General features: G+C 42.4%; 24 protein-coding genes. 2 read left to right on the plus strand and 22 right to left on the minus strand.

Annotated elements, in window-relative coordinates:
* Positions 1-33 precede the first annotated feature (33 nt).
* Together FTU91_RS00780 and FTU91_RS00785 are read left to right on the plus strand one after the other, a co-directional pair.
* Positions 34-1,518 (plus strand): NAD(P)/FAD-dependent oxidoreductase, encoded by a 1,485-nt coding sequence (locus tag FTU91_RS00780; RefSeq protein ID WP_257221630.1) that lies wholly within the window; start codon positions 34-36, stop codon positions 1,516-1,518.
* A gap of 49 nt (positions 1,519-1,567) precedes the next feature.
* A complete protein-coding gene (locus FTU91_RS00785; RefSeq protein ID WP_180080316.1) occupies positions 1,568-2,476 on the plus strand; it encodes a lysine exporter LysO family protein in 909 nt (302 codons plus the stop codon).
* Between the two features lie 127 nt (positions 2,477-2,603).
* Here FTU91_RS00785 and pyrF read toward each other — a convergent pair whose 3' ends face one another.
* The 22 genes from pyrF to FTU91_RS00895 form a co-directional block, all read right to left on the minus strand.
* Positions 2,604-3,284 (minus strand): orotidine-5'-phosphate decarboxylase, encoded by a 681-nt coding sequence (pyrF, locus tag FTU91_RS00790; protein WP_086195465.1) that lies wholly within the window; start codon positions 3,282-3,284, stop codon positions 2,604-2,606.
* Between the two features lie 237 nt (positions 3,285-3,521).
* Positions 3,522-3,887, minus strand: coding sequence for a lipopolysaccharide assembly protein LapA domain-containing protein (locus tag FTU91_RS00795; protein WP_086195466.1), 366 nt, complete (start codon positions 3,885-3,887; stop codon positions 3,522-3,524).
* Positions 3,888-3,908: 21 nt separating this feature from the next.
* The gene (locus tag FTU91_RS00800) at positions 3,909-4,211 is read right to left on the minus strand and encodes an integration host factor subunit beta (RefSeq protein WP_180041642.1); all 303 of its coding nucleotides are present in this window, start codon (positions 4,209-4,211) and stop codon (positions 3,909-3,911) included.
* Between the two features lie 160 nt (positions 4,212-4,371).
* On the minus strand, positions 4,372-6,048 hold the full coding sequence (gene rpsA / locus FTU91_RS00805; protein ID WP_086195468.1) for a 30S ribosomal protein S1: 1,677 nt from the start codon (positions 6,046-6,048) through the stop codon (positions 4,372-4,374).
* A gap of 106 nt (positions 6,049-6,154) precedes the next feature.
* Positions 6,155-6,838 (minus strand): (d)CMP kinase, encoded by a 684-nt coding sequence (cmk, locus tag FTU91_RS00810; protein WP_180080319.1) that lies wholly within the window; start codon positions 6,836-6,838, stop codon positions 6,155-6,157.
* A gap of 17 nt (positions 6,839-6,855) precedes the next feature.
* Positions 6,856-7,287 carry an SRPBCC family protein gene (locus FTU91_RS00815; RefSeq protein WP_166168897.1) on the minus strand — a complete coding sequence of 144 codons (432 nt, stop codon included), beginning with the start codon at positions 7,285-7,287 and terminating at the stop codon, positions 6,856-6,858.
* Between the two features lie 58 nt (positions 7,288-7,345).
* Positions 7,346-7,867, minus strand: a complete 522-nt coding sequence (gene tadA / locus FTU91_RS00820) for a tRNA adenosine(34) deaminase TadA (RefSeq protein ID WP_180080322.1) — start codon at positions 7,865-7,867, stop codon at positions 7,346-7,348.
* A gap of 4 nt (positions 7,868-7,871) precedes the next feature.
* Positions 7,872-8,996 (minus strand): enoyl-CoA hydratase/isomerase family protein, encoded by a 1,125-nt coding sequence (locus FTU91_RS00825; protein ID WP_086195472.1) that lies wholly within the window; start codon positions 8,994-8,996, stop codon positions 7,872-7,874.
* Positions 8,993-9,706 carry a uracil-DNA glycosylase gene (ung, locus tag FTU91_RS00830; protein ID WP_180080325.1) on the minus strand — a complete coding sequence of 238 codons (714 nt, stop codon included), beginning with the start codon at positions 9,704-9,706 and terminating at the stop codon, positions 8,993-8,995. The genes FTU91_RS00825 and ung overlap by 4 nt, the downstream gene beginning before the upstream one ends.
* 48 nt (positions 9,707-9,754) lie before the next feature.
* Positions 9,755-10,351 (minus strand): 6-carboxytetrahydropterin synthase, encoded by a 597-nt coding sequence (locus FTU91_RS00835; RefSeq protein WP_180080328.1) that lies wholly within the window; start codon positions 10,349-10,351, stop codon positions 9,755-9,757.
* Between the two features lie 172 nt (positions 10,352-10,523).
* Positions 10,524-11,471, minus strand: a complete 948-nt coding sequence (gene gspK / locus FTU91_RS00840; protein WP_180080419.1) for a type II secretion system minor pseudopilin GspK — start codon at positions 11,469-11,471, stop codon at positions 10,524-10,526.
* An 18-nt stretch (positions 11,472-11,489) separates the two neighbouring features.
* The gene (gene gspJ, locus FTU91_RS00845; RefSeq protein WP_180080331.1) at positions 11,490-12,173 is read right to left on the minus strand and encodes a type II secretion system minor pseudopilin GspJ; all 684 of its coding nucleotides are present in this window, start codon (positions 12,171-12,173) and stop codon (positions 11,490-11,492) included.
* On the minus strand, positions 12,170-12,565 hold the full coding sequence (gene gspI / locus FTU91_RS00850; protein WP_300043586.1) for a type II secretion system minor pseudopilin GspI: 396 nt from the start codon (positions 12,563-12,565) through the stop codon (positions 12,170-12,172). The genes gspJ and gspI overlap by 4 nt, the downstream gene beginning before the upstream one ends.
* 127 nt (positions 12,566-12,692) lie before the next feature.
* A complete protein-coding gene (locus tag FTU91_RS00855) occupies positions 12,693-13,253 on the minus strand; it encodes a type II secretion system protein (protein ID WP_086195476.1) in 561 nt (186 codons plus the stop codon).
* 9 nt (positions 13,254-13,262) lie between these two features.
* Positions 13,263-13,877: a TetR/AcrR family transcriptional regulator gene (locus tag FTU91_RS00860; RefSeq protein ID WP_086195477.1), complete on the minus strand. Its 615-nt coding sequence runs from the start codon at positions 13,875-13,877 to the stop codon at positions 13,263-13,265.
* 45 nt (positions 13,878-13,922) lie between these two features.
* Entirely contained in the window at positions 13,923-14,696 is a 774-nt protein-coding gene (locus tag FTU91_RS00865) for a TatD family hydrolase (protein WP_180080334.1), read from the minus strand.
* A gap of 26 nt (positions 14,697-14,722) precedes the next feature.
* A complete protein-coding gene (locus tag FTU91_RS00870) occupies positions 14,723-15,064 on the minus strand; it encodes a PilZ domain-containing protein (protein ID WP_180080337.1) in 342 nt (113 codons plus the stop codon).
* Between the two features lie 21 nt (positions 15,065-15,085).
* Positions 15,086-16,069 carry a DNA polymerase III subunit delta' gene (locus FTU91_RS00875; protein WP_180080340.1) on the minus strand — a complete coding sequence of 328 codons (984 nt, stop codon included), beginning with the start codon at positions 16,067-16,069 and terminating at the stop codon, positions 15,086-15,088.
* A gap of 13 nt (positions 16,070-16,082) precedes the next feature.
* Positions 16,083-16,844, minus strand: coding sequence for a 3-deoxy-manno-octulosonate cytidylyltransferase (kdsB, locus tag FTU91_RS00880; RefSeq protein ID WP_180080343.1), 762 nt, complete (start codon positions 16,842-16,844; stop codon positions 16,083-16,085).
* Positions 16,845-16,856: 12 nt separating this feature from the next.
* A complete protein-coding gene (lpxK, locus tag FTU91_RS00885; protein ID WP_180080345.1) occupies positions 16,857-17,864 on the minus strand; it encodes a tetraacyldisaccharide 4'-kinase in 1,008 nt (335 codons plus the stop codon).
* Between the two features lie 3 nt (positions 17,865-17,867).
* The gene (gene msbA, locus FTU91_RS00890) at positions 17,868-19,595 is read right to left on the minus strand and encodes a lipid A export permease/ATP-binding protein MsbA (RefSeq protein WP_180080347.1); all 1,728 of its coding nucleotides are present in this window, start codon (positions 19,593-19,595) and stop codon (positions 17,868-17,870) included.
* A complete protein-coding gene (locus FTU91_RS00895) occupies positions 19,592-20,017 on the minus strand; it encodes a biopolymer transporter ExbD (RefSeq protein WP_092818364.1) in 426 nt (141 codons plus the stop codon). Before FTU91_RS00895 ends, msbA begins: the two co-directional genes overlap by 4 nt.
* Positions 20,018-20,027 lie beyond the last annotated feature (10 nt).

Below are 20,027 nucleotides of genomic sequence, written 5' to 3' on the forward strand. Positions count from 1 at the left end.
TAAAAAATGCACAATCAAACACTGCAGCAATCTATGCCAACACAAACAAAAATCGCTATCATTGGTGCAGGCTTTGGCGGTTTGGCGATGGCTATACGTCTACTACAAAGCAATATGCATGATTTTGTGATCCTGGAAAAAGCCAGTGATGTAGGGGGAACCTGGCGCGAAAACCAATATCCCGGTGCAACCTGCGATGTCCAGTCCCATATGTATTCCCTTTCTTTTGCCCCCAAAAGCGACTGGTCAAAACGCTATGCTGAAGCACCCGAAATCTTTAAATATATACAAGATTTAGTCACTGGCTTTAACCTGGAAAAATATTGCCAATTTAATCGTGAAGTTCTGGCTGCCCAATACAATGAACAAAGTTGTGACTGGAAACTCATCCTCAATAATGAACAAACTTTAATTGCTCAATTTGTGGTTTTTGCATCCGGCCCTTTACATGTACCCCATATCCCTCATATCAAGGGCATTGAAAAGTTTCAGGGTAAAGTTTTTCATTCCTCACAATGGGATCACCAATATGACTTGACAGACAAAAATGTTGCTTCAATTGGGACAGGTGGGAGTGCAATTCAATACATTCCAGAAATTGCAGCTAAAGTTAAGCAACTCTATGTGTTCCAGCGTACTGCGGCTTGGGTCATTCCTAGAGATGAACGCCGCTATTGGAATGTTGAAAAGAAATTATTTAAAAAACTAGACTGGTTTAGGAAACTGCACCGGGCACGCTTATATTGGTCCAATGAATCTCGCGTGGTTCCCATTGTTCAACCTGCAGTGATGAAATACACCCAAAAACTGGCAGAAGCTTTTATCAAGTTTCAGGTCAAAGACAAAAATCTGGTGCAAAAACTGACACCTGATTACATCATGGGATGCAAACGTATTTTGGTATCCAATAAGTACTATCCCACTTTTAACCGAAGCAATGTTGAACTGGTGACCGAGGCTATTCAGGAATTTACTGAAAACAGCATCATTACCAAAGATGGCAAAGAACGTAAGATTGATTGCTTAATTTATGGAACCGGTTTTATTACCGATCCACGCATCTATCTAAAATCATTTCAATGTAGTGGTGAACACGGACAAGATTTGCGCGGTGCCTGGCAGGAGGGTGCAGAAAGCTTCTATGGGATGTGTACCAAAGGCTTTCCCAATTTATTTCAGTTGCTGGGACCTAATACGGTTTTGGCACACAACTCCGTGATTTTTATGATTGAATCTCAGGTGAACTATATTCTACAAATGATTGAACTGGTTAAAAACACGCAAAGTCATGCCATTGTGGTTAAAGATCAGGTACAAGACCGATTCAACCAGCGTGTACAAAAATTGCTTGATGGCACAGTCTGGCAATCTGGCTGTGTGAGCTGGTACCAGCAAGATAGCGGCAAGAACTTTGCCCTGTGGCCTACTTATACCTGGAAATACTGGCTACAGACAAAAAAGCTTAATCCTGCTGACTTCCGTCTGCTAAATAAAACAGCTGGAAGTCGTGCAGCCTAAATATTTAACGGTCATAATAAACAGGTATTTATTAGCTGCTTAATTCTTTATGCAATCCTTTTGGTTGATTTTCCAGTTACTGCTTTGTTTAGTGCTCGGATTTGTTTTGGCAAGACGCTTACCTCACTGGCTTGTGCATCTTGCTTTTAAGATTCTGCCCTATTTTACCTATATTCTGCTGATTGCTATTGCCATTGAGTTTAGGCAAACATTGCATACGGTTGCTCAGCCTTGGCAAATCCTGAATCAGGCCGCTGTTTTAGCCATACTCACCAGTCTCGGCGCATTCCTCTGCTGTTATGTGTTATTCAGGCTTTTGGGTTATCAACCGAGTCACGGCAAAGTGTCTATGAGCCTTGTGAGCAAATCCCTGATCAACATCAGTTATGCTTTTATTGCCTTGGCATTAGGCTATGTACTTTCTGAATCTAAAGCCCACATGGGCTACACATTGCATATAAGTACCTGGAACCTATTGCTGGCGTTCATGTTCATGATTGGCTTGGATCTTGCCTATTCACCCTTAGACCGATCTTGGTTGAATTGGAAAATTTTACTGGTGCCATTGGGCTGTATAGTCGGTTCACTACTGGGTGCTTTCGTTACAACTACACTGATTCAAGACATTAGTTTAAAAGATCTCATCATGCTGTCCCAAGGTTATGGCTTTTATTCCATGACCGGTATTGTGGTCACAGAACTCAAAAATGCCCATCTTGGCAGTATTGCACTGATGAATGACTTGTTTCGAGAAATTCTGGCAATTGTGTTTATGTATATTATCGGTTGGCGTTATCCACGCTCTGCAATTTCTTCAGCAGGAGCAACAGCAATGGATGTCACTTTGCCGATGGTAAAACAGGCATGTGGCAATGATTTCATTCCACACGCCATGGTCAGTGGCTTTATTCTTTCTATACTAGCGCCCATATTGGTGAGTGTGCTGGCAGCAGTTTAATTTTTATATTTATCCCTCTCTTACCTCCTCTCCCAGAAGGAGAACTTGTCCATTTTTACAATAATGAGACGTTCTCTCTCCCTTTGGGAGATGAGGAACACTGCTCCGCAAGGGAGAGGGTGTAAAGTTACAAGGTCGCCAAAATATCTTTTAGCATTTGACGCGGATTGTCCGACTTAGTAATTGGTCGTCCAATCACCAAATGTGTAGAACCATCCAGCATGGCTTGCTTAGGTGTGACAATACGTTTTTGGTCATCTGCCGCAGCACCCGCCGGACGAATGCCCGGAGTGACTAAAGCAAAGCCCTGGCCTAAAGTTTCACGCAGCATTTTGGCTTCCTGAGCAGAACAAACCACCCCATCCAGACCACTTTCCTGAGTGAGTTTTGCAAGACGTTGCACTTGTTCAAATGGTTCAACATCTAAACCAATATCTTTTAAATCTTCACGGCCCATTGAAGTCAACACAGTCACTGCAATCAGCTGCGTATTATAGTTACCCGCTTTTAAGCGCTCTACACAGGTTTCCATCATCTTACGGCCACCTGATGCATGCACATTCACCATCCAAACACCTAGGTCTGCTGCTGCACATACGGCTTGAGCCGTAGTATTGGGAATATCATGAAACTTCAAGTCCAGGAAAACTTCAAAACCCTTGTCATGTAATGCCTTTACCACATTTGGGCCTTCATGAGTAAATAGCTCTTTACCAACTTTCACCCGACATAATGCAGGGTCTAACTGCTCTGCAATCGTTAATGCGTCATATTGGCTTTTAGCATCCAGTGCAACAATGATACTCAAGAGACTTACCTTCGCTCAGACAAAAAAGAAAGCTTATTATAAAAGGTATTCCAAGGTTTAACAAAGTGATAAAAAATTAGTTCATTGACGTTATTGCTTTAAATTTTCCTTATAAGGTTAGCTTGTAAAAATAAAAAACACCCTGAAGCATTTACTTTAGGGTGTCCCAAAATTTATTCAATGTTTCGGTTTCAAGCTGGCTGGCTAAAACCCAAACATTATCACTAACACACAGCACTACAAGGGATTAGACGAACGATCATTCGAATGAATGTCTAAAACTGTTTTTTCATGTCTGCTATGAGCTGCTGCCTCAGCTGCTGCCAGTTGTGCCGCCTGTATTTGTTCTTTTCGAAGATGTTCGATGTCTTTACGTAGTCGCTTAATTTCCCAATTATTTTGAAATACCCGGAAAATTTGTACCCCTAACAACAAACCCAATGCCACACCTAATGCCAAGGTTAATAACAGCAATAAACCTAAACGCATTGCCGGTACCTGTGTAAACAATAGGTCAACTGAAAGTTCAGTACCATTTTGCAGCACAAGAGCCAATGAATAGCCAAAAAGTACAATGAGCAATGCGACTAAAATGTAACGCATAAACACCCCATAAATTTTTTATTACTGTACCGATTCGTTTACTGCATCACGCAATGCTTTGCCAGGTTTAAAATGCGGAACTGCTTTCGCAGCTACTTCAACAGATCGACCTGTTTTAGGATTACGCCCCAAACGTGGATCACGGTGATGCAAAGCAAAACTGCCAAAACCCCGGATTTCAATACGATTATCAGATGATAATGCGGCTATCATTTGATCAATCATAATCTTAACAGCTTCTTCAACCAAAGGTTCTGCCAAGTGTGGATTTTTTAGGGAAATTCGCTCTATTAAGTCAGACTTATTCAGTGCTTCAGTAGTCATCTGCGACCTCTTTAATTATCAAGCTACTTTGTAGATGAAACGATAATAACCTGTTTAAATACAAAACGGTAGCGTAATAAGTTAATACTACGCTACCGTTTACAGTATTTGTGTAAAAAGTATTAGTTAATTTACATTAACAATACATTTTAACATCTACTTAGTTACCCATTTGAGCTTTGATCAAATCACCAATAGTCTTAGGACCATTGTCTTGACCAGCTGCAGCTGTTTTCAAGTTAGCAACCGCTTCTTTCTCTTCAGCTTCGTCTTTCGCTTTGATAGACAAGTTGATAGAGCGAGATTTACGGTCTACATTGATAATCTTAGCTTCAACTTCTTGACCAACTTCAAGGAACTTAGTTGCATCTTCAACGCGGTCGCGGTTGATTTCAGATGCTTTAAGAGTCGCTTCAACTTCGTCAGCTAACTTAACAGTAGCGCCACGAGCGTCAACTGCAGTTACAGTACCTTTAACAAGCGCACCGCGTTCGTTAGCAGCCAAGAAATCGTTGAACGGATCGCTGTTCATTTGTTTGATACCAAGGCTGATACGGTTACCTTCAGCATCTACAGACAGGATAACTGCTTCAACAGTGTCACCTTTCTTGTAACGACGAATCGCTTCTTCGCCTTGTTCGTTCCAAGAGATGTCAGACAAGTGAACTAGACCATCGATACCGCCTGGTAAACCGATGAAGATACCGAAATCAGTGATTGATTTGATCGTACCTGAAACTTTTTCGCCTTTGTCGTGGTCTTTAGCAAACTCTTCCCATGGGTTAGCACGAGTTTGTTTGATACCCAAAGAAATACGACGACGTTCTTCGTCCACTTCAAGAACCATAACATCAACTTCGTCACCGATCTGAACAACTTTAGATGGGTGGATGTTTTTGTTAGTGTGGTCCATTTCTGAAACGTGTACTAAACCTTCAACGCCTTCAGCGATTTCAGCGAAACAACCGTAGTCAGTCAGGTTAGTTACGCGCGCTTTAACGATAGAACCTTTAGGATAACGGTTCATGATCGCTAACCATGGATCTTCGCCTAATTGTTTAAGGCCTAAAGATACGCGGTTACGTTCGCGGTCGAATTTAAGTACTTTAACAGTAACTTCTTGTCCAACTTCAACAACTTCTGAAGGGTGCTTGATACGTTTCCAAGCCATGTCAGTGATGTGAAGAAGACCATCGATACCGCCAAGGTCAACGAACGCGCCGTAATCAGTAAGGTTCTTGATAGTACCAGTAACTGTTTGACCTTCTTCAAGCTGAGCAAGAAGAGCTTCACGGTCAGCTGAAGATTCAGCTTCCATAACAGCACGACGAGATACAACAACGTTGTTACGTTTAGCATCAAGTTTGATTACTTTGAATTCTAACTCTTTGCCTTCAAGGTGAGTTGTATCACGGATAGGACGAGTGTCTACCAAAGAACCTGGCAAGAACGCACGAACTGGACCGATGTCAACAGTGAAACCACCTTTAACTTTACCAGAGATAACACCAGTAACGATTTCGCCGTCTTCAAAGATTTTTTCAAGTTTAGTCCAAGTTTCAGCACGTTTCGCTTTTTCACGTGATAAAACTGTTTGACCCATACCGTTGTCAAGAGCTTCAACAACAACATCAACAGTATCGCCAACTTGAACTTCAAGTTCACGTTGGTCGTTTAAGAATTCAGCGCGGTCAACAATACCTTCTGATTTAAGGCCAGTGTCAACTGTTACCCAGTCAGAGTCGATATTTACTACAACGCCTTGGATGACTGCACCCTTTTCAACGTTGAGGTTTAATTCGCTTTCTTCAAAGAGGGCTGCAAAAGATTCGGTCATGATATACCTGATAAGTCAGCGGTCTTGGATCAGACAAGGCCGGTTTAATTAAGCTTCCACATAGTCCGTAATAAACTGATCTAGCTATGCTTTTGCTGAAAATTCGTTAATTAGCTAACTGCTTGTCGACAAAATGGGTCATCAATTTGAATACTTCATCGATATTCAATTCTGAACTATCAATAATATATGCATCTGCTGCCGGTTTGAGTGGTGCGACCGTGCGCTCCATATCTCTTTTGTCTCGAGCTTGTATATTAGCTAAAATGTCGTTCATTTTAACATCTAGCCCCATCCCCTGCAACTGCTTTACTCGTCGCTCCGCTCGGGATTCAGCCGATGCCGTCAGATAAATTTTTGCTTGAGCTTGCGGAAAAATGGAAGTTGCCATATCCCTGCCATCGGCAACCAGTCCCGGAGCTTGTGCAAATGCATGTTGACGTTCCAATAGCGCTGCTCTAAGCTCAGGAACTACCGCAACTTTTGAAGCAAACTCTCCCACCCGTTCGGTACGGATAGTTTGGGTCACATCTTCACCATCAAGCTCAACTCGGGTACCAGATTCAGTCGTCACAAATTTTATGTCTAAATTTGTTGCAATTTTAATGCACTGCTCCAGTTCGGAATCCAGGCTATCGAGTAAATCCTGTTGATGTAATGACAGCCCGAGCAGACGATATAGAGCACCCGAATCAAGCAAATGAAATTGATAATGTGCTGCCAGTTTAGCCGCAAGTGTGCCTTTCCCGGAACCACTCGGCCCATCTATGGTAATAATTTGAACTGTCATTAATTTTCCACTTTACCCTATACAGTTTTAGCTAATTTCGAAAAACCTAGTTTAATCGCAGATTTAAGCTGTGCAAGGATTAATTTACTGATAAAAGGTGCACGTGCCTGCAATTCAATGGTATAGGTAACCAAGGTTTTGTCATCATCTTTAGCCTCAAACTCGATAATGCCCAAATGGTGTTTCACCAAAGGGTTTTTCACAATCTGGTATTCGATACGCTGATTCGGTTCCAGCAAGGTAATCTGTTCCCGTAAAGGCTTGACGGGACCAAAACCCATACGGCGTACCGAACCCACCCCATCCGGACGCTCAGGATCTGTAGAATCTTTAATCCGTTCAACCTGAATCGGTGCAAAAGCTACATTGTAGGTGGCATGCTTTGATAGCAAATCAAAAACCTGATCGATGGGTGCGTTAAATTCTTTTTTTACTTGAATAGAATTCATGACTTATCCTGATTTTTATTGACAATACTCATTGTCATTATAGTTTATATGATTTTAATTAATGATTTTGATTATTTAGAGATTTTTCTTGTAACTTCTGCAATTTTTTTTGCTCACGGCGCATCTTGAAAAAATTGCTGAGCTGCTGGGAACACTGTTCTTGCATACACCCTGCCTCATACTCGAAAACATGATTGTAGTAACCGGTTTCAAATAATCGACGCACGCTAATTAAGGAACCTGCTTTCGGTTCAGTGGCACCAAACACGACCTTGGAGACCCGTGCATGAATCAAAGCCCCAACACACATGGTACACGGCTCTAAAGTCACATAAAGTACCGCGTCTTCAGGTAATCGGTAGTTATTCAGATTTGTACAGGCTTGGCGTAAAGCCTGAACCTCAGCATGAGCCGTGGGATCATTTAAAGAAATAGGTGCATTATGTCCTGCACCAATAATCTGATTTTGACTGACGATGACTGCACCCACAGGAATCTCCTGTTTTGAAGCGGCAATAGCAGCCTGCTCATACGCAAATTGCATCCAGTATTCATCAGTCAATTGTGTAGCATCAGTCATCTGCTTAACTGATGATACCGTAATGCTTCAACAGATCATTCCAGCTTTGAATATTGGTCACAGGCGGACAGTCAGACAAGATGGTTTTTAAAGAGAAATCACTGCCTTTTATCCATTCCGGAGACAGGTCTTTATCAACCAGACGCGCCCGTACACCTTCGACGAAATCAGGGTGACGAATCTTCCAGTTGGAGATTTGCGTTTCAAGCTCAAAAACTTCATTCCAAGAATGAACACGCTTGCCCCACTGCCATAATAACCAGGTTAATGCTGCTGTAGTAGGCGAACCTTTTTGCAGATTTTCACTCGCTTGACGAAGCCAATCACTGCGTGCATCACTCAGCCCAATAATAGATTCATAGTCATGTTCAAAGTTCACCCCACGGCAAACGCTATGAATGACATCCAGTGAATTTTGTAAAGGTCCGGGACCTACCGGACGGTGCATACTGTTTAAAGTATCATCAATGGCACGAAAATCTCCTGCCGGATAATGCCCCCAATCAATATTCAGCACTTTGTCCAGCACATTATCACGCTGTGCATCACAAATATGGGTTGCCCAGCCAATCCCATATGCACCGGCAGAGGTCATAATGGAACCAGTTAAACCAGTAAACAGACCAATCGCGCCTCGATCGGCCAAGAAGCGTGTCGCACCGACATCCGGATACAGGCCGATATTAATTTCAGGCATTGCCAAACGCGAATAAGGCGTCACCAGGCGGAATGGTGCAGCCATAAACAGGCCCAGACCACCACCCATTACATAACCTTCACCCCAAACCAGTACTGGCTTGGCATAGTTATGCAGCAATAAATCTAGCGCATATTCTTGTTCAAAGAATTTGTTTGCGGTTGCAACTTCATCATTAATGACCAACTGACGAAGTTTACGGACATCACCACCAGCACAGAAAGCCTTCGGGGTGGTCGAATCCAGCCAGATCGCTTTTACCGCATCATCATGGTGAAAATCTTGGAACACTTCTAAGAGTGCAGTAACGATAGATTCATCCAGGGCATGTAGAGATTTCGGCCGGTTCAGGCGAACAATGCGCCAGCCGTTGATTGCTTCCTCTACAATCAGATCAGGATGATAACTTTTTAGTTCAGGAGATTGTGTCATGCGTCCAGCTGCCAATTGATCGGCTTAATGCCATTTTGTTTCAGATAATTATTTGCTTTTGAAAATACTTTACAACCAAAAAAACCACCACGATTTGCTGACAAAGGCGAAGGATGTGCAGCTTTCAATACTAGGTGTTTATTTTGATCGATACGTTGTCCTTTACGTTGTGCATAGGCTCCCCAAAGGATAAACACGATATGTTCACACTGCTCATTTAAAGCATCAATCACATGATCAGTAAAATCCTCCCATCCACGTTTCTGGTGTGATGTCGGTTGTCCTGCTTCAACAGTCAATACCGCATTGAGCAATAACACACCTTGTTCAGCCCAACGGGTTAAATCGCCATGCTTGGGAACAGGAATACCCAGATCAGTATTTAATTCATGGAAAATATTACGTAAAGATGGCGGTAATGCAACCCCTCTTTGTACTGAAAAACTTAATCCATGTGCCTGATTGGGCCCATGATAAGGATCCTGACCCAGAATAACGACTTTAACACGGTTGAAAGGTGTTGTATTTAAGGCATTAAAAATGAGTGAATTAGGGGGATATATAATTTTATCGGCATGTTTTTCAGTCAGCAAGAACTGTTTTAGATCATCCATTTTGGCACTGAGCAAAAAATCGCTCAATGCATTTTTCCAACTTGCATCTAACTGGATTTTATCGAGTTTAGCTTGCTGTTGTTCCGTTAAAGACATACTTGCTTCCTATTTTTTTTTGACCAGCCCAAACTTTTTTCATTTTCTTCAAATTTGTACTTGAAGATCGACCGCTGGATTCTGGAATTTAATGCCTTGTTGTAATTTTTCATACATTCCAGGATCTGCCCATTCCGCTTGGACCTGTTCAGAAAATACAATCTGGTCAAGACTGAGCACGCCCATTTGTTCATTTTCAATATCTTCAATAAAGCTTTGCGCATAACCGGTATCGGTTTCATGCACAATCACCGAATAAACCTCTACGTCGCCTTCCCCATTTTGGGTAATGGTCGATACAAGCACCTGTTGTGCCAGATAGAAGAAAATGCGTGAGAACTGTTCTGCAGAAGGTGAAACAGGTAAAGATACCCAGCGGGCACTAAATTTTTTGCAAGCGGCAATATATTCAGCATCATCATATTGCCAGAAGCAGATCGCATGATCAAAACTGTCAAAAATATCTTTGATTACGCCTTTTAATAATCCGAAATCATAGACCATTTGACCATGATCAAGCTTGGACGCTTTAAGCAACAATTCAACTTTATAGCTATGACCATGAATCGAACGCTTACAGCGATCCGATGTGCAGTTTCGCACAATATGAGCATTTTCAAACTTAAATAACTTACGAATTAACATGTGCCGTGATGCAATCAAAAATCTGTGAATTAAATTTGATTATAAAGCAAAAGTGAAAGTTATAAAGCAAAAGTGAAATTCTGAACATTAATTTTACTGTTCAATAGCATTGGAGAAACACATGCAGTTGAATGGATGTGTTTCTCATTTTTCATCATATCTCGGGATCTGATTAGAATGGAGCCATGCTGCGAGATGCGATATACACCGACTTATCTTTTCGTACCAGATCACTACTGAACTGGCGTTTACGTCCGCCGAGCTGCACTTCAATTTTGGCTTTAAAATACGCAGATTTTACATCTAGCAAATTGCTTGTCTCACTTCTCACATCGGCACCAACCTGACTAAACGGCTCAATACCCCATAACTCATTCACACTGGAAAAATGCTCCAACTTGGCCTGGCGCTGTTGTAAAACCTGCTGCACCGCCTTGATATCCAGCTTGGGATCAAGACTGGCCAACAGCATCGCCGGAGCTGTATTAATGTTTATCTTGCTATCCATGGTTGGAACAGCACTGACATAATCAGCAATTTGCTGATATTTTTTTCCCTCAAAGCCACGTACCAGTTTCAGTTCTTCCACATTATGGAATTTACTGTTTGCCGGTAAATAACCTTGTGCCAATCCCTGATAATAACTGGCTTCTGCACCCATCGAGCCAATGGTTTCATTATCGGCATCTTGCCAGTCAATCACTGCCTCAGTTAACTTTTCAGGTAATCCCACACGTAGCAGCAGTTTTTCAAACCATGCTTTTGCCTGAGGATTGGGCGTACCATCCATATTCACCAAGCTGTTTAAATTAAATTTGCCTGATTGATCCTCTAAAGTGCCCGCAATAAAACCGTCCTCTACAGGAAAAGCCGGCATCGGTTTGGCCCAGTTTTCCTGTAAATGATCAATAGCACCAGCATTTTCAGCATCATCGACCAAAAGCTCTGAAAAAAAGGCTTCAGCACTTTTGGCATATAGCAAGGATTGATTTTGGCGCATTAAATATGCCGTATTTTCAGCTGTATTGGCCTGTCTTTTGGCAATGGTCGCAGCCAGGATGGTGGCTAATGCCACCATGACCAAAATCGTAATTAAGGCAACACCCTGTTGCGACTTTATGTTCAATTGGACCAAACCTTATAATGTAGAGTTATTTGTATTGCTATTTGCATTGTTATTTGAAGTGCCAGTTTGCTGTTTTAAATAATCGGTATTTAATAAACTAAAAATCCACTCATAGGACACATCTTTGACGGTCAGTTTAATTTTAATGCCCTTCGGCAAGATCTGTTTTTGTGTAACATCGTTTAAATCTACCTGACCCTCTGGCCATGCATTGAGTTCATTCGGATTCAACACCACAATTTCAAACTGGTCAACATCATTTAACAGTACACTGGATTCAGGCTGATCCCGCCCTGTACTGTTTAAATTACGGTATTTCAGTCGGTACAGTTTCTTTTCATCGGCACGATATTGATATTCCACACGCTCGTCCGGAGAAATACCTTGCTGTAAAGGATCAGTGACCCCAGTTTTACTAAAATTAAATCGACCATTTTGCAAAACCAAAGCTGGCTGAATATCGCCATTGATATTAGCATTCAGTGGCACAACCTGAACGGTGTCACGCAGAATCTGCTGGTAGGCTTCCTGCAGCTGACCCAAATTGATCTCATGTTCAGCATTACGGTCTTTGACTTTAATTAAATAATCAAAGACTTTCCAGCCCAATGCGGAAAGCACACTAAAGATGGCAATTGCCACCAAAAGTTCAACCAAAGTGAAACCTTTTTTATTTTTCGTAGTCTGCTTTTTCATGCTTTGGCCTTCGGGTTGAAGAAAACCAAATGCGTCACTCCTGATTCAACCTTGCCACTTTCCACATTAAACAAACTGACCTGTACTTCTATGCGTTGTACATTTGGACTAATGGTTGATTGTGCAGATTTGTCAATTTGCCAGGTTTCACCTTGCTGGGTGACCTGTTTGGATTGGGTTCCCTGCAACCATTCCTGATTGATTTCCATCACGGCGACTTCATTCAAGGCCACGAATTGCGCCTTGGTTCTTAAAATGGCATTGGATGTTGCCTGGGTGTATTGCATCGCCACTTTGGTAAAAGCAATTGCAGCAGTGGCAAAAATCGCCAAAGCAACCATGACTTCCAGTAGCGTAAAACCTGAGCAGCGATGAGTGAAACGCTGTTTCACCGCTGCGCAAGACAAAGAGCTATGCTCGGCATGCACATGATTAAGTCGAGTAACACTCGACCTGAACGGTGTCGCCTCGCAAGAAAGTCCGAAAGCTTTATTTGGAGAGCCGTGATGCCTAGAGTATCTAGCTTGCATTGATTTTACCCAGATGATCAATCTCGATTTCTTCGCCAATCGGACGCTGTTCAAAATAAAATTGAATTCGTACCGGCTTGGTCTCACCATTGCCCAGCCACAACAGCTGCGGTGCATTCGAATTCAATAAATCCTCATTATTGGCATTTTCATAAGCATGATCGAGTGAAGTGATGCTAAAAGAAACATGCTCAGGTAAAGCCCTTTGAGCAAATTCCGCATATGGTTGCCATTTTTTGTTTTCTTCAACAATTTGCGGGGCTACGGTTTGAATGGAAGGAATGATGTATTCAACCACCCCGTAACGGAATGGTGATACATCTGTCGCGCTGTGCACATCCAGGGCGAAAATGCGCGCCTGATCATTGGCTTCACGGTTAATCCTGCGTAAATCCATAATAAACACTTCCCGTGCCTGCATCGCTTTACGCTGGTCTACCCCGTTAATATTGGTCAAAATTAAAGAAGCCATGATTGCCATAATCACAATGACCACCATCAACTCGATTAAGGTAAAACCACGAACTGATAATGGTCGGATTGGCTTCATGGCATACCTTTAAGCAAACTGTTCCGCAGAACTGACCTGTTTTGGCATTGCCAGTGCCTGATCAATATAGGCTACGCGCAATGTGTCACGTGAACCCAAATAACGCTGGTAAAAACTGGAATTTAGAATAGCCGCAGCACCATGAGTTAGGGCCCAAATGGAGGCCAGATAATCGCGTGTCGACATGCTGCTTTGAATACTTTCCAGATAGCTTTCAGTCATACGGATAATAATCCGTAAACGCTGTTTTCTCACTTGATACAGTTCACTAAATAGTAGATTGATCCCAATACCGGTCGTAGACAAACGTTCTTCAATTTGATGGAAGAGTACCGTGCGCTCAGGATGATGTAAATGATGCAACATAAAGAATGCCAGATGCTCGGGAAAAGCCTTCTCTGCATCCTTAATCATCTCGAGTAACATGTTCTCATTACGAATAATCAGAAGCATGTACAGTTCATCTTTACTCTGGAAATGCTTATATAGAGTTCCCTTCGCCAAATCGAGTTCTGCTGCCAACGCATCCAGTGTCATCCCTGATTCGCCATTTTCTAACAGCAACTGCTCTGCAACCTGAAAAATTAACGCTTCTCTTGCTCGAAACTGAGCCTGACGATCCATCTTCACTCTGTAATTCTCTTCTGCGCTTATATCAATTTAATTTATTTACTTTAAATTAAGGAGGTTTTCAAAGTTCTGCATTGTAATGAAAGCAATTTCCTCAACAGACTTATCATATACATCACTTAAGGCTTTGGCTACATAAGGCACGTATTTTGGTTCATTAGATTTTCCTCTATATGGCATCGGTGCCAGATAAGGACTATCGGTTTCAATCAGCACCCGATCTAGTGGAACCTGCTTGGCCACATCACGTAAATCCTGCGCATTTTTAAAAGAGACAATGCCGGAAAATGACACATAATAACCACAATCCAGCACAGCTTTCGCGGTTTCCCAGTCTTCAGTAAAACAGTGCAAAATACCATGCGTGGATTTTTCAGCCCGAATGATATCGACTGTATCGTGTTTCGCTGCACGGGTATGCACCACCACCGGTTTTTTTACTGCCTGTGAGGCATAAATATGGCGGGCAAAACATTCTTTTTGTTCAGCAATAAAATCGGTGCTATGAAAATAATCCAGGCCGGTTTCACCAATCGCCCAGACCTTTTCAGGCTTTGCCAGTTCAATCAGATAATCTGTAGTGGCACGTTCCATGACCGCAGGGTCTTCACAGGGATGAACACCGACACTGTAGCCCACATCAGCATGGCGTGAGGCAATTTTAGCCAGCTCGATATGGTCATCCAGATCAACAGAGATCGTCATGAATTTGGATACCCCTGCTTCACGCGCCTGAGCTAATGCCAAGTCCAGATTGCCATCATAAGGTGTTAGATCCAGCATGGTTAAATGGCAGTGAGTATCTACAAACACAGTGATTTCCTAAATCTTTTAAATATCTACATAGTGTAACTAGTTCGACCTTCAGACTTAAGACCTGTAAGCAACTTTTCAGCTTCTGATTTGTAATAAACGCCTTTTTCTCCGGTCAATTGCATGCCAAAACCTTGTAATTTGATGCCATTTTGTTTCTGAGAGACCCAGATGACCTTGCCTGTTAAAGGAATTTTTTGTGATTGTTCGGGTAAGGTTGCCAGCACAAACACTTCTTCACCAAGCTTAACCGGCTGTTTGGTCGGAATAAATAATCCTCCACCGACAACATACGGCATATAACTAGCATACAGAGTTTCTCTATCCGGGATATTGGCATGAATAATACCGCCCATACGTGGTTGCATTTTTATTCCCCTTAAAAATATTTAAATGTTCATTAGTTTTATACACAATTGATCAAGCACTAAATTGCTTTGTACATTTTGCTCAATATATTGTTTAGCTTGCTGCAAATCAGAATAAACCGCAAATAAAAATTCCAAGGTATATTGTTCGGATAATACACTCAAATCAAGATCGGAATTTTTAACTTGCTGACTGAGCTTGACACAAATTAAATCTGACAACAAGTATTCAAACATTTGCGCAAAGTCACTAAAATTTAAGACTTTATTCCACTTGGTTGCGACAGCCATCGGCATATTTTTTTGCGTGACCAGTTTTTGCCAGTCCGTTAAAAATTCTTGTCGCTTATTTAACCACTCCGTTTCAGCTAGCTGCATGGCCTGTAATGGCATCTGATTAGATAAATTCATCAACAGTTGTTTTTGCATTTGATCTAAATTGGGTAAATGCTCGGTTAAATACGCATCTGCTTGCGAAGAAGAAATACGGTCCAGCGCAAAATGCTGCAAGCGGCTACGAATCGTGGCTGGAAGTTTTAAGTAATGATCAGCCAGTAAAATAATCACTACCCGATCACCCGGCTCTTCCAAGGTTTTGAGTAATGCATTGGCAGAGGCGATATTTAAAGCTTCTGCCGGTTCAATCACAATCACACGCCAGCCATCTACAGTTTGCTGCACAAAGGGCAATAAATCACGGATTTTTTCAATCCTGATTTTGGCATTCTGCTTTTTATTGTCTTCATCTGTGCTGATATGAACATAGTTGGGATGGGTATCAGACTTTAACCACAAACAACTGCCACATTCACCACAAGGAGCATTATTTTCATGACGATTGGCACATAGCACCCAAGCCAAAAAATATTGTGCAAAAGCTTCCTTGCCACAGCCTTTTTTACCATAAAAAAGTAGGCCATGCCCCAGTTTGGGAAAGCGTCCGGTCAAAGTCTCCCAAACCGTTTGCTGCCATGGGTAGACTTGTGCCGCAACATTATTTTGCATGGAGGAGTCCACCTTATTCGAAGCAAGAAACATCCATCTGATTTAAACGGTCCAAATCTGCCTGTGTATCGACACCCGGTGGCAAGTTGGCTTCTGCAATGGCAATGGCAATACGGTGACCATTTTCCAGTACACGTAATTGTTCCAGACTTTCCAGTTTTTCCAGCGCACCCATATCCCAGGACACATATTCTTGCAGCAAATTCACACGGTAGGCGTACAAGCCTAAATGACGATATGCCTGCTGATGTAATTGCTGAATTTCTTGTTTGGCACCATCACGATCATAAGGAATCGTGGCACGGCTAAAATACAAAGCCTGGTTATATTTGGACATTACCACTTTTACAATACTGTCGCGCTGAAACTCTTCCAGACTATGAATCGGCTCACAGAGTGTCGACATGGAAGATTCTGGTTGCGATTCCAATAATTGCGCCACCTGCTGCACCAATTGAGCCGGAAGCAGAGGTTCATCACCTTGTACATTGACAATAATGTCTTCGCTGTCCCAGCCTTTAATGCGGGCAACTTCACTTAAACGGTCGGTGCCAGAAGGATGATCTGCACTTGTAATGACAACATCCACGCCTTCTGCACGGCAAACTTCTGCAATACGCTCATCGTCGGTTGCAACACATAAATCATCAAAACCAGCCACTTTTTTTGCCTGGTCGACCACTCGTAGAATCATGGGACGACCATGAATTTCCAATAGCGGCTTGCCCGGCAAACGGGAACTTGCAAAACGTGCTGGAATAACAATATGTTTCATAAACAATGAACCTTAAGAGATTGGAATGCCAAGTTGCTGTAACTGTTGATGCAAGACATCGTAGCATTGCGGTGAAAGCACTGCTTCAACAGGAACCACCCAGATTTCCCGTTTAAAATTTGGATTTTGCTTTAATAGGGGCAGCAGTTTTACCGCATCTTTTTCCGTGGTAATAATAGGATTGTTATCTTCAAACTGCAGATCCGTAATTTCATAATCATAGTGGTCAGGAAATTCATGGCACTGAAACTGGTGAATCCCCATGGAATCCAGGGTGCTGTAAAAACGTTGCGGAAAACCAATACCCACGACAGCATAAAAATTATCCGCCGGATTAAAAGATCTTTCATCTTCCGCATCATTCAGCAAATAAGGCGCAGCGACTTCTAAATGCATATTCAGTTCGGAATTGGGCTGACTGGCATGCTCAATGACCGTCGCTGTTGTTAAGCGGCTTGGCGGTTCGCGCAAATATCCTTCAGGCAATAACTTTTGATTACCCAAACCACGATTCTGATCCAGCACAATCCACTCAATCTGGCGTGCCAAAGCCCAGTGCTGCAAACCGTCATCACTGATAATTAAATCCAGCTCATGTTTAGACAACAGATATTCAATACTACGCTGACGGTTTGAACCTACCACCATGGGCACACCAGTTGACTGCACAATCAGGCAGGGTTCATCTCCCACAATCTCGGGGAGCGATTCCAAATCCACATAGGCTGGAAATGGTCCTTTTCCACCGTAACCGCGACTGATGACACCGACACGGACATTTTGGCTTTGTAGATAATTAACCAACTGAATCAGCAGCGGCGTTTTACCGCTGCCACCAACGGTAATATTACCAATCACCATTACCGGAACTGGAGATTGATAGCTGGCCTTAACGCCACATTGGTACAGTTTTTTATTCAGTAAAAACCCACCACGATAAATCCATGACAAAGGTCTAAGCACAATCAACCACTTGGCCTGTCTATTCCAAGCATCTTGAATAAATTGTGCGAATGACATAAATCAGTGTTCCTCGAAATTACGCTGATGCAATTGATAGTAAGCTCCATGTTGGGCAATCAATTCTGCATGCGTACCTTGTTCGACAATTTTACCGTGATCCATCACCACAATGCGATCCGCATTTTCAATGGTGGATAAACGATGGGCAATCACAATGGTTGTCCGGTCTTGCATGGCTGCATCAAATGCCTTCTGGATAAAATACTCTGATTCATTATCCAGTGCACTGGTGGCTTCATCCAGAATCAGGATCGGTGCATTTTTCAAAATGGCACGTGCAATGGCGATACGCTGGCGCTGTCCACCCGAAAGGTTCAAGCCTTGTGCACCCAGTTGCGTGTCATACCCTTGTGGCAAGCTCATGATAAAGTCATGGGCATAGGCAGCTTTTGCGGCCGCAATGATGTCTGCATCGGTCGCATTTTCAAGCTGGCCGTAGGCAATATTTTCACGTACAGTGCGGTTAAACAATACCACCTGCTGGTTCACCATGGCAATTTGGGTACGTAGGGCATTGATGTCTATATCTTGAATATTCTGCTGGTCCAGATAAATATGGCCAGAACTCAATTCCTGAAAACGTACCAGCAAATTGACCAGAGAACTTTTTCCCGCACCTGAACGACCGACCAATGCAATGGTTTCTCCAGCCTTGACATTCAGGTTGAAATCCTGAATCGCATGATGACCGTCTGGATAAATTAAATTAGCCTGCTGAAATTGAATATTGCCTTTCAGCATTGGCGTAGCCGTACCGGTATTTTGCTCTTCCGGCAAATCCAGCAACTCAAAAACGGAATGTGCTGCAGCCATGCCACGTTGTAATTTTTCATTGACATCGGTTAAAGCTTTAATTGGCTTACTCAACATCCCTGCTGCAGTAATATACGCGACAAATTCACCCGCGCTGGTATCGCGTAAAATTTCTGGCCGCAATGCAATCCAGATAATAATTGCCATGGCAATGGACATAATGAACTGCACAACCGGGCTATTCAGTTGCTGCACCACCACCATTTTCAAACCGCGTCTTAAGTTTTCCAGCGAGTTTTCACGAAAACGCGTTTGTTCATATTCCTGCCCGCCAAAACCCTTAACAATTAAATTCCCATTCACCGTTTCCTGTACCACATGGTTAACATCCCCCATAGTGTCCTGAACTTGCAGGGATAATTTACGCATGCGTTTTGAGGCTTGACGAACCAGAAATCCCATCAGTGGAGCAAAAATCAGAATAATAAAAGTAAGTCGCCAATTACTATATAGCAGATACCCTAACAATCCGAGGGTAATCAGACCTTGCTGGACAAGGGTTTTTAGAGATTCAGATGAAGCAGCCGTTAATTGCTCCACGTTATACATGATTTTAGCGGTAATATGTCCGCTGGTATTATCCAGATAATATTGCGATGGAAGTTTAAGTAATTTTCCAAAAACTTCCTGTCGGATATTAAACACCAGATTACGTGAGATGACTGCGGTATAATAGCCTCCAATAAAGGAACCTAAACCGCGAAAAAACATCAATAAAATAACCAGAAAAGGAAATATAGAAGTAAAGTTCTGGTCTCTGTGCTGGATGGCGGTGATGATTTTTTCCAGTAATTTCGCAATGGAAACCTCAGTCGCTGCACTAATTGCAAAACCGATAAAAACCAGTATTGCCACACCCCAAAAAGGTTTCAGATATCCTAAAAGACGCAGATAGACCTTAAAATCTTGCTTCACTCATAACCCCTAGACGGAACTTTGGTACTAATATTGACGTTCACAAAACCTAACTGTCCTGCTACATCCATCACACGAATGACATCCTGATGCGTTGCCTTGGCATCCGCAGCAATAACAAACATTAAATCACGCCGATCATTGGAAATCTGTTTAATTGCGGTACTTAAGTCGACCACTTCCTTACTGGCAATCGATTGTCCATTAATAGAATAGTGTCCAGAAGCATCTACCACCACTTCAATTTTATGATCATACTGCTTGGGAGGCACCCCTTGCGCATCCGGCAAGGTTAAATTCATGCGGCTAAACTGGTTGAATGTGGTGGATAGCAGTAGAAAAACCAGGATAAACAGCAAACAGTCAATCATGGGTGTCAGGTTAATGTGAATATCTTCAACTTGTGTACGTTTGAATTTCATGTTTCACCAC

It is taken from the genome of Acinetobacter sp. YH12201, assembly GCF_013418145.1.
Taxonomy (GTDB): Bacteria; Pseudomonadota; Gammaproteobacteria; order Pseudomonadales; family Moraxellaceae; genus Acinetobacter.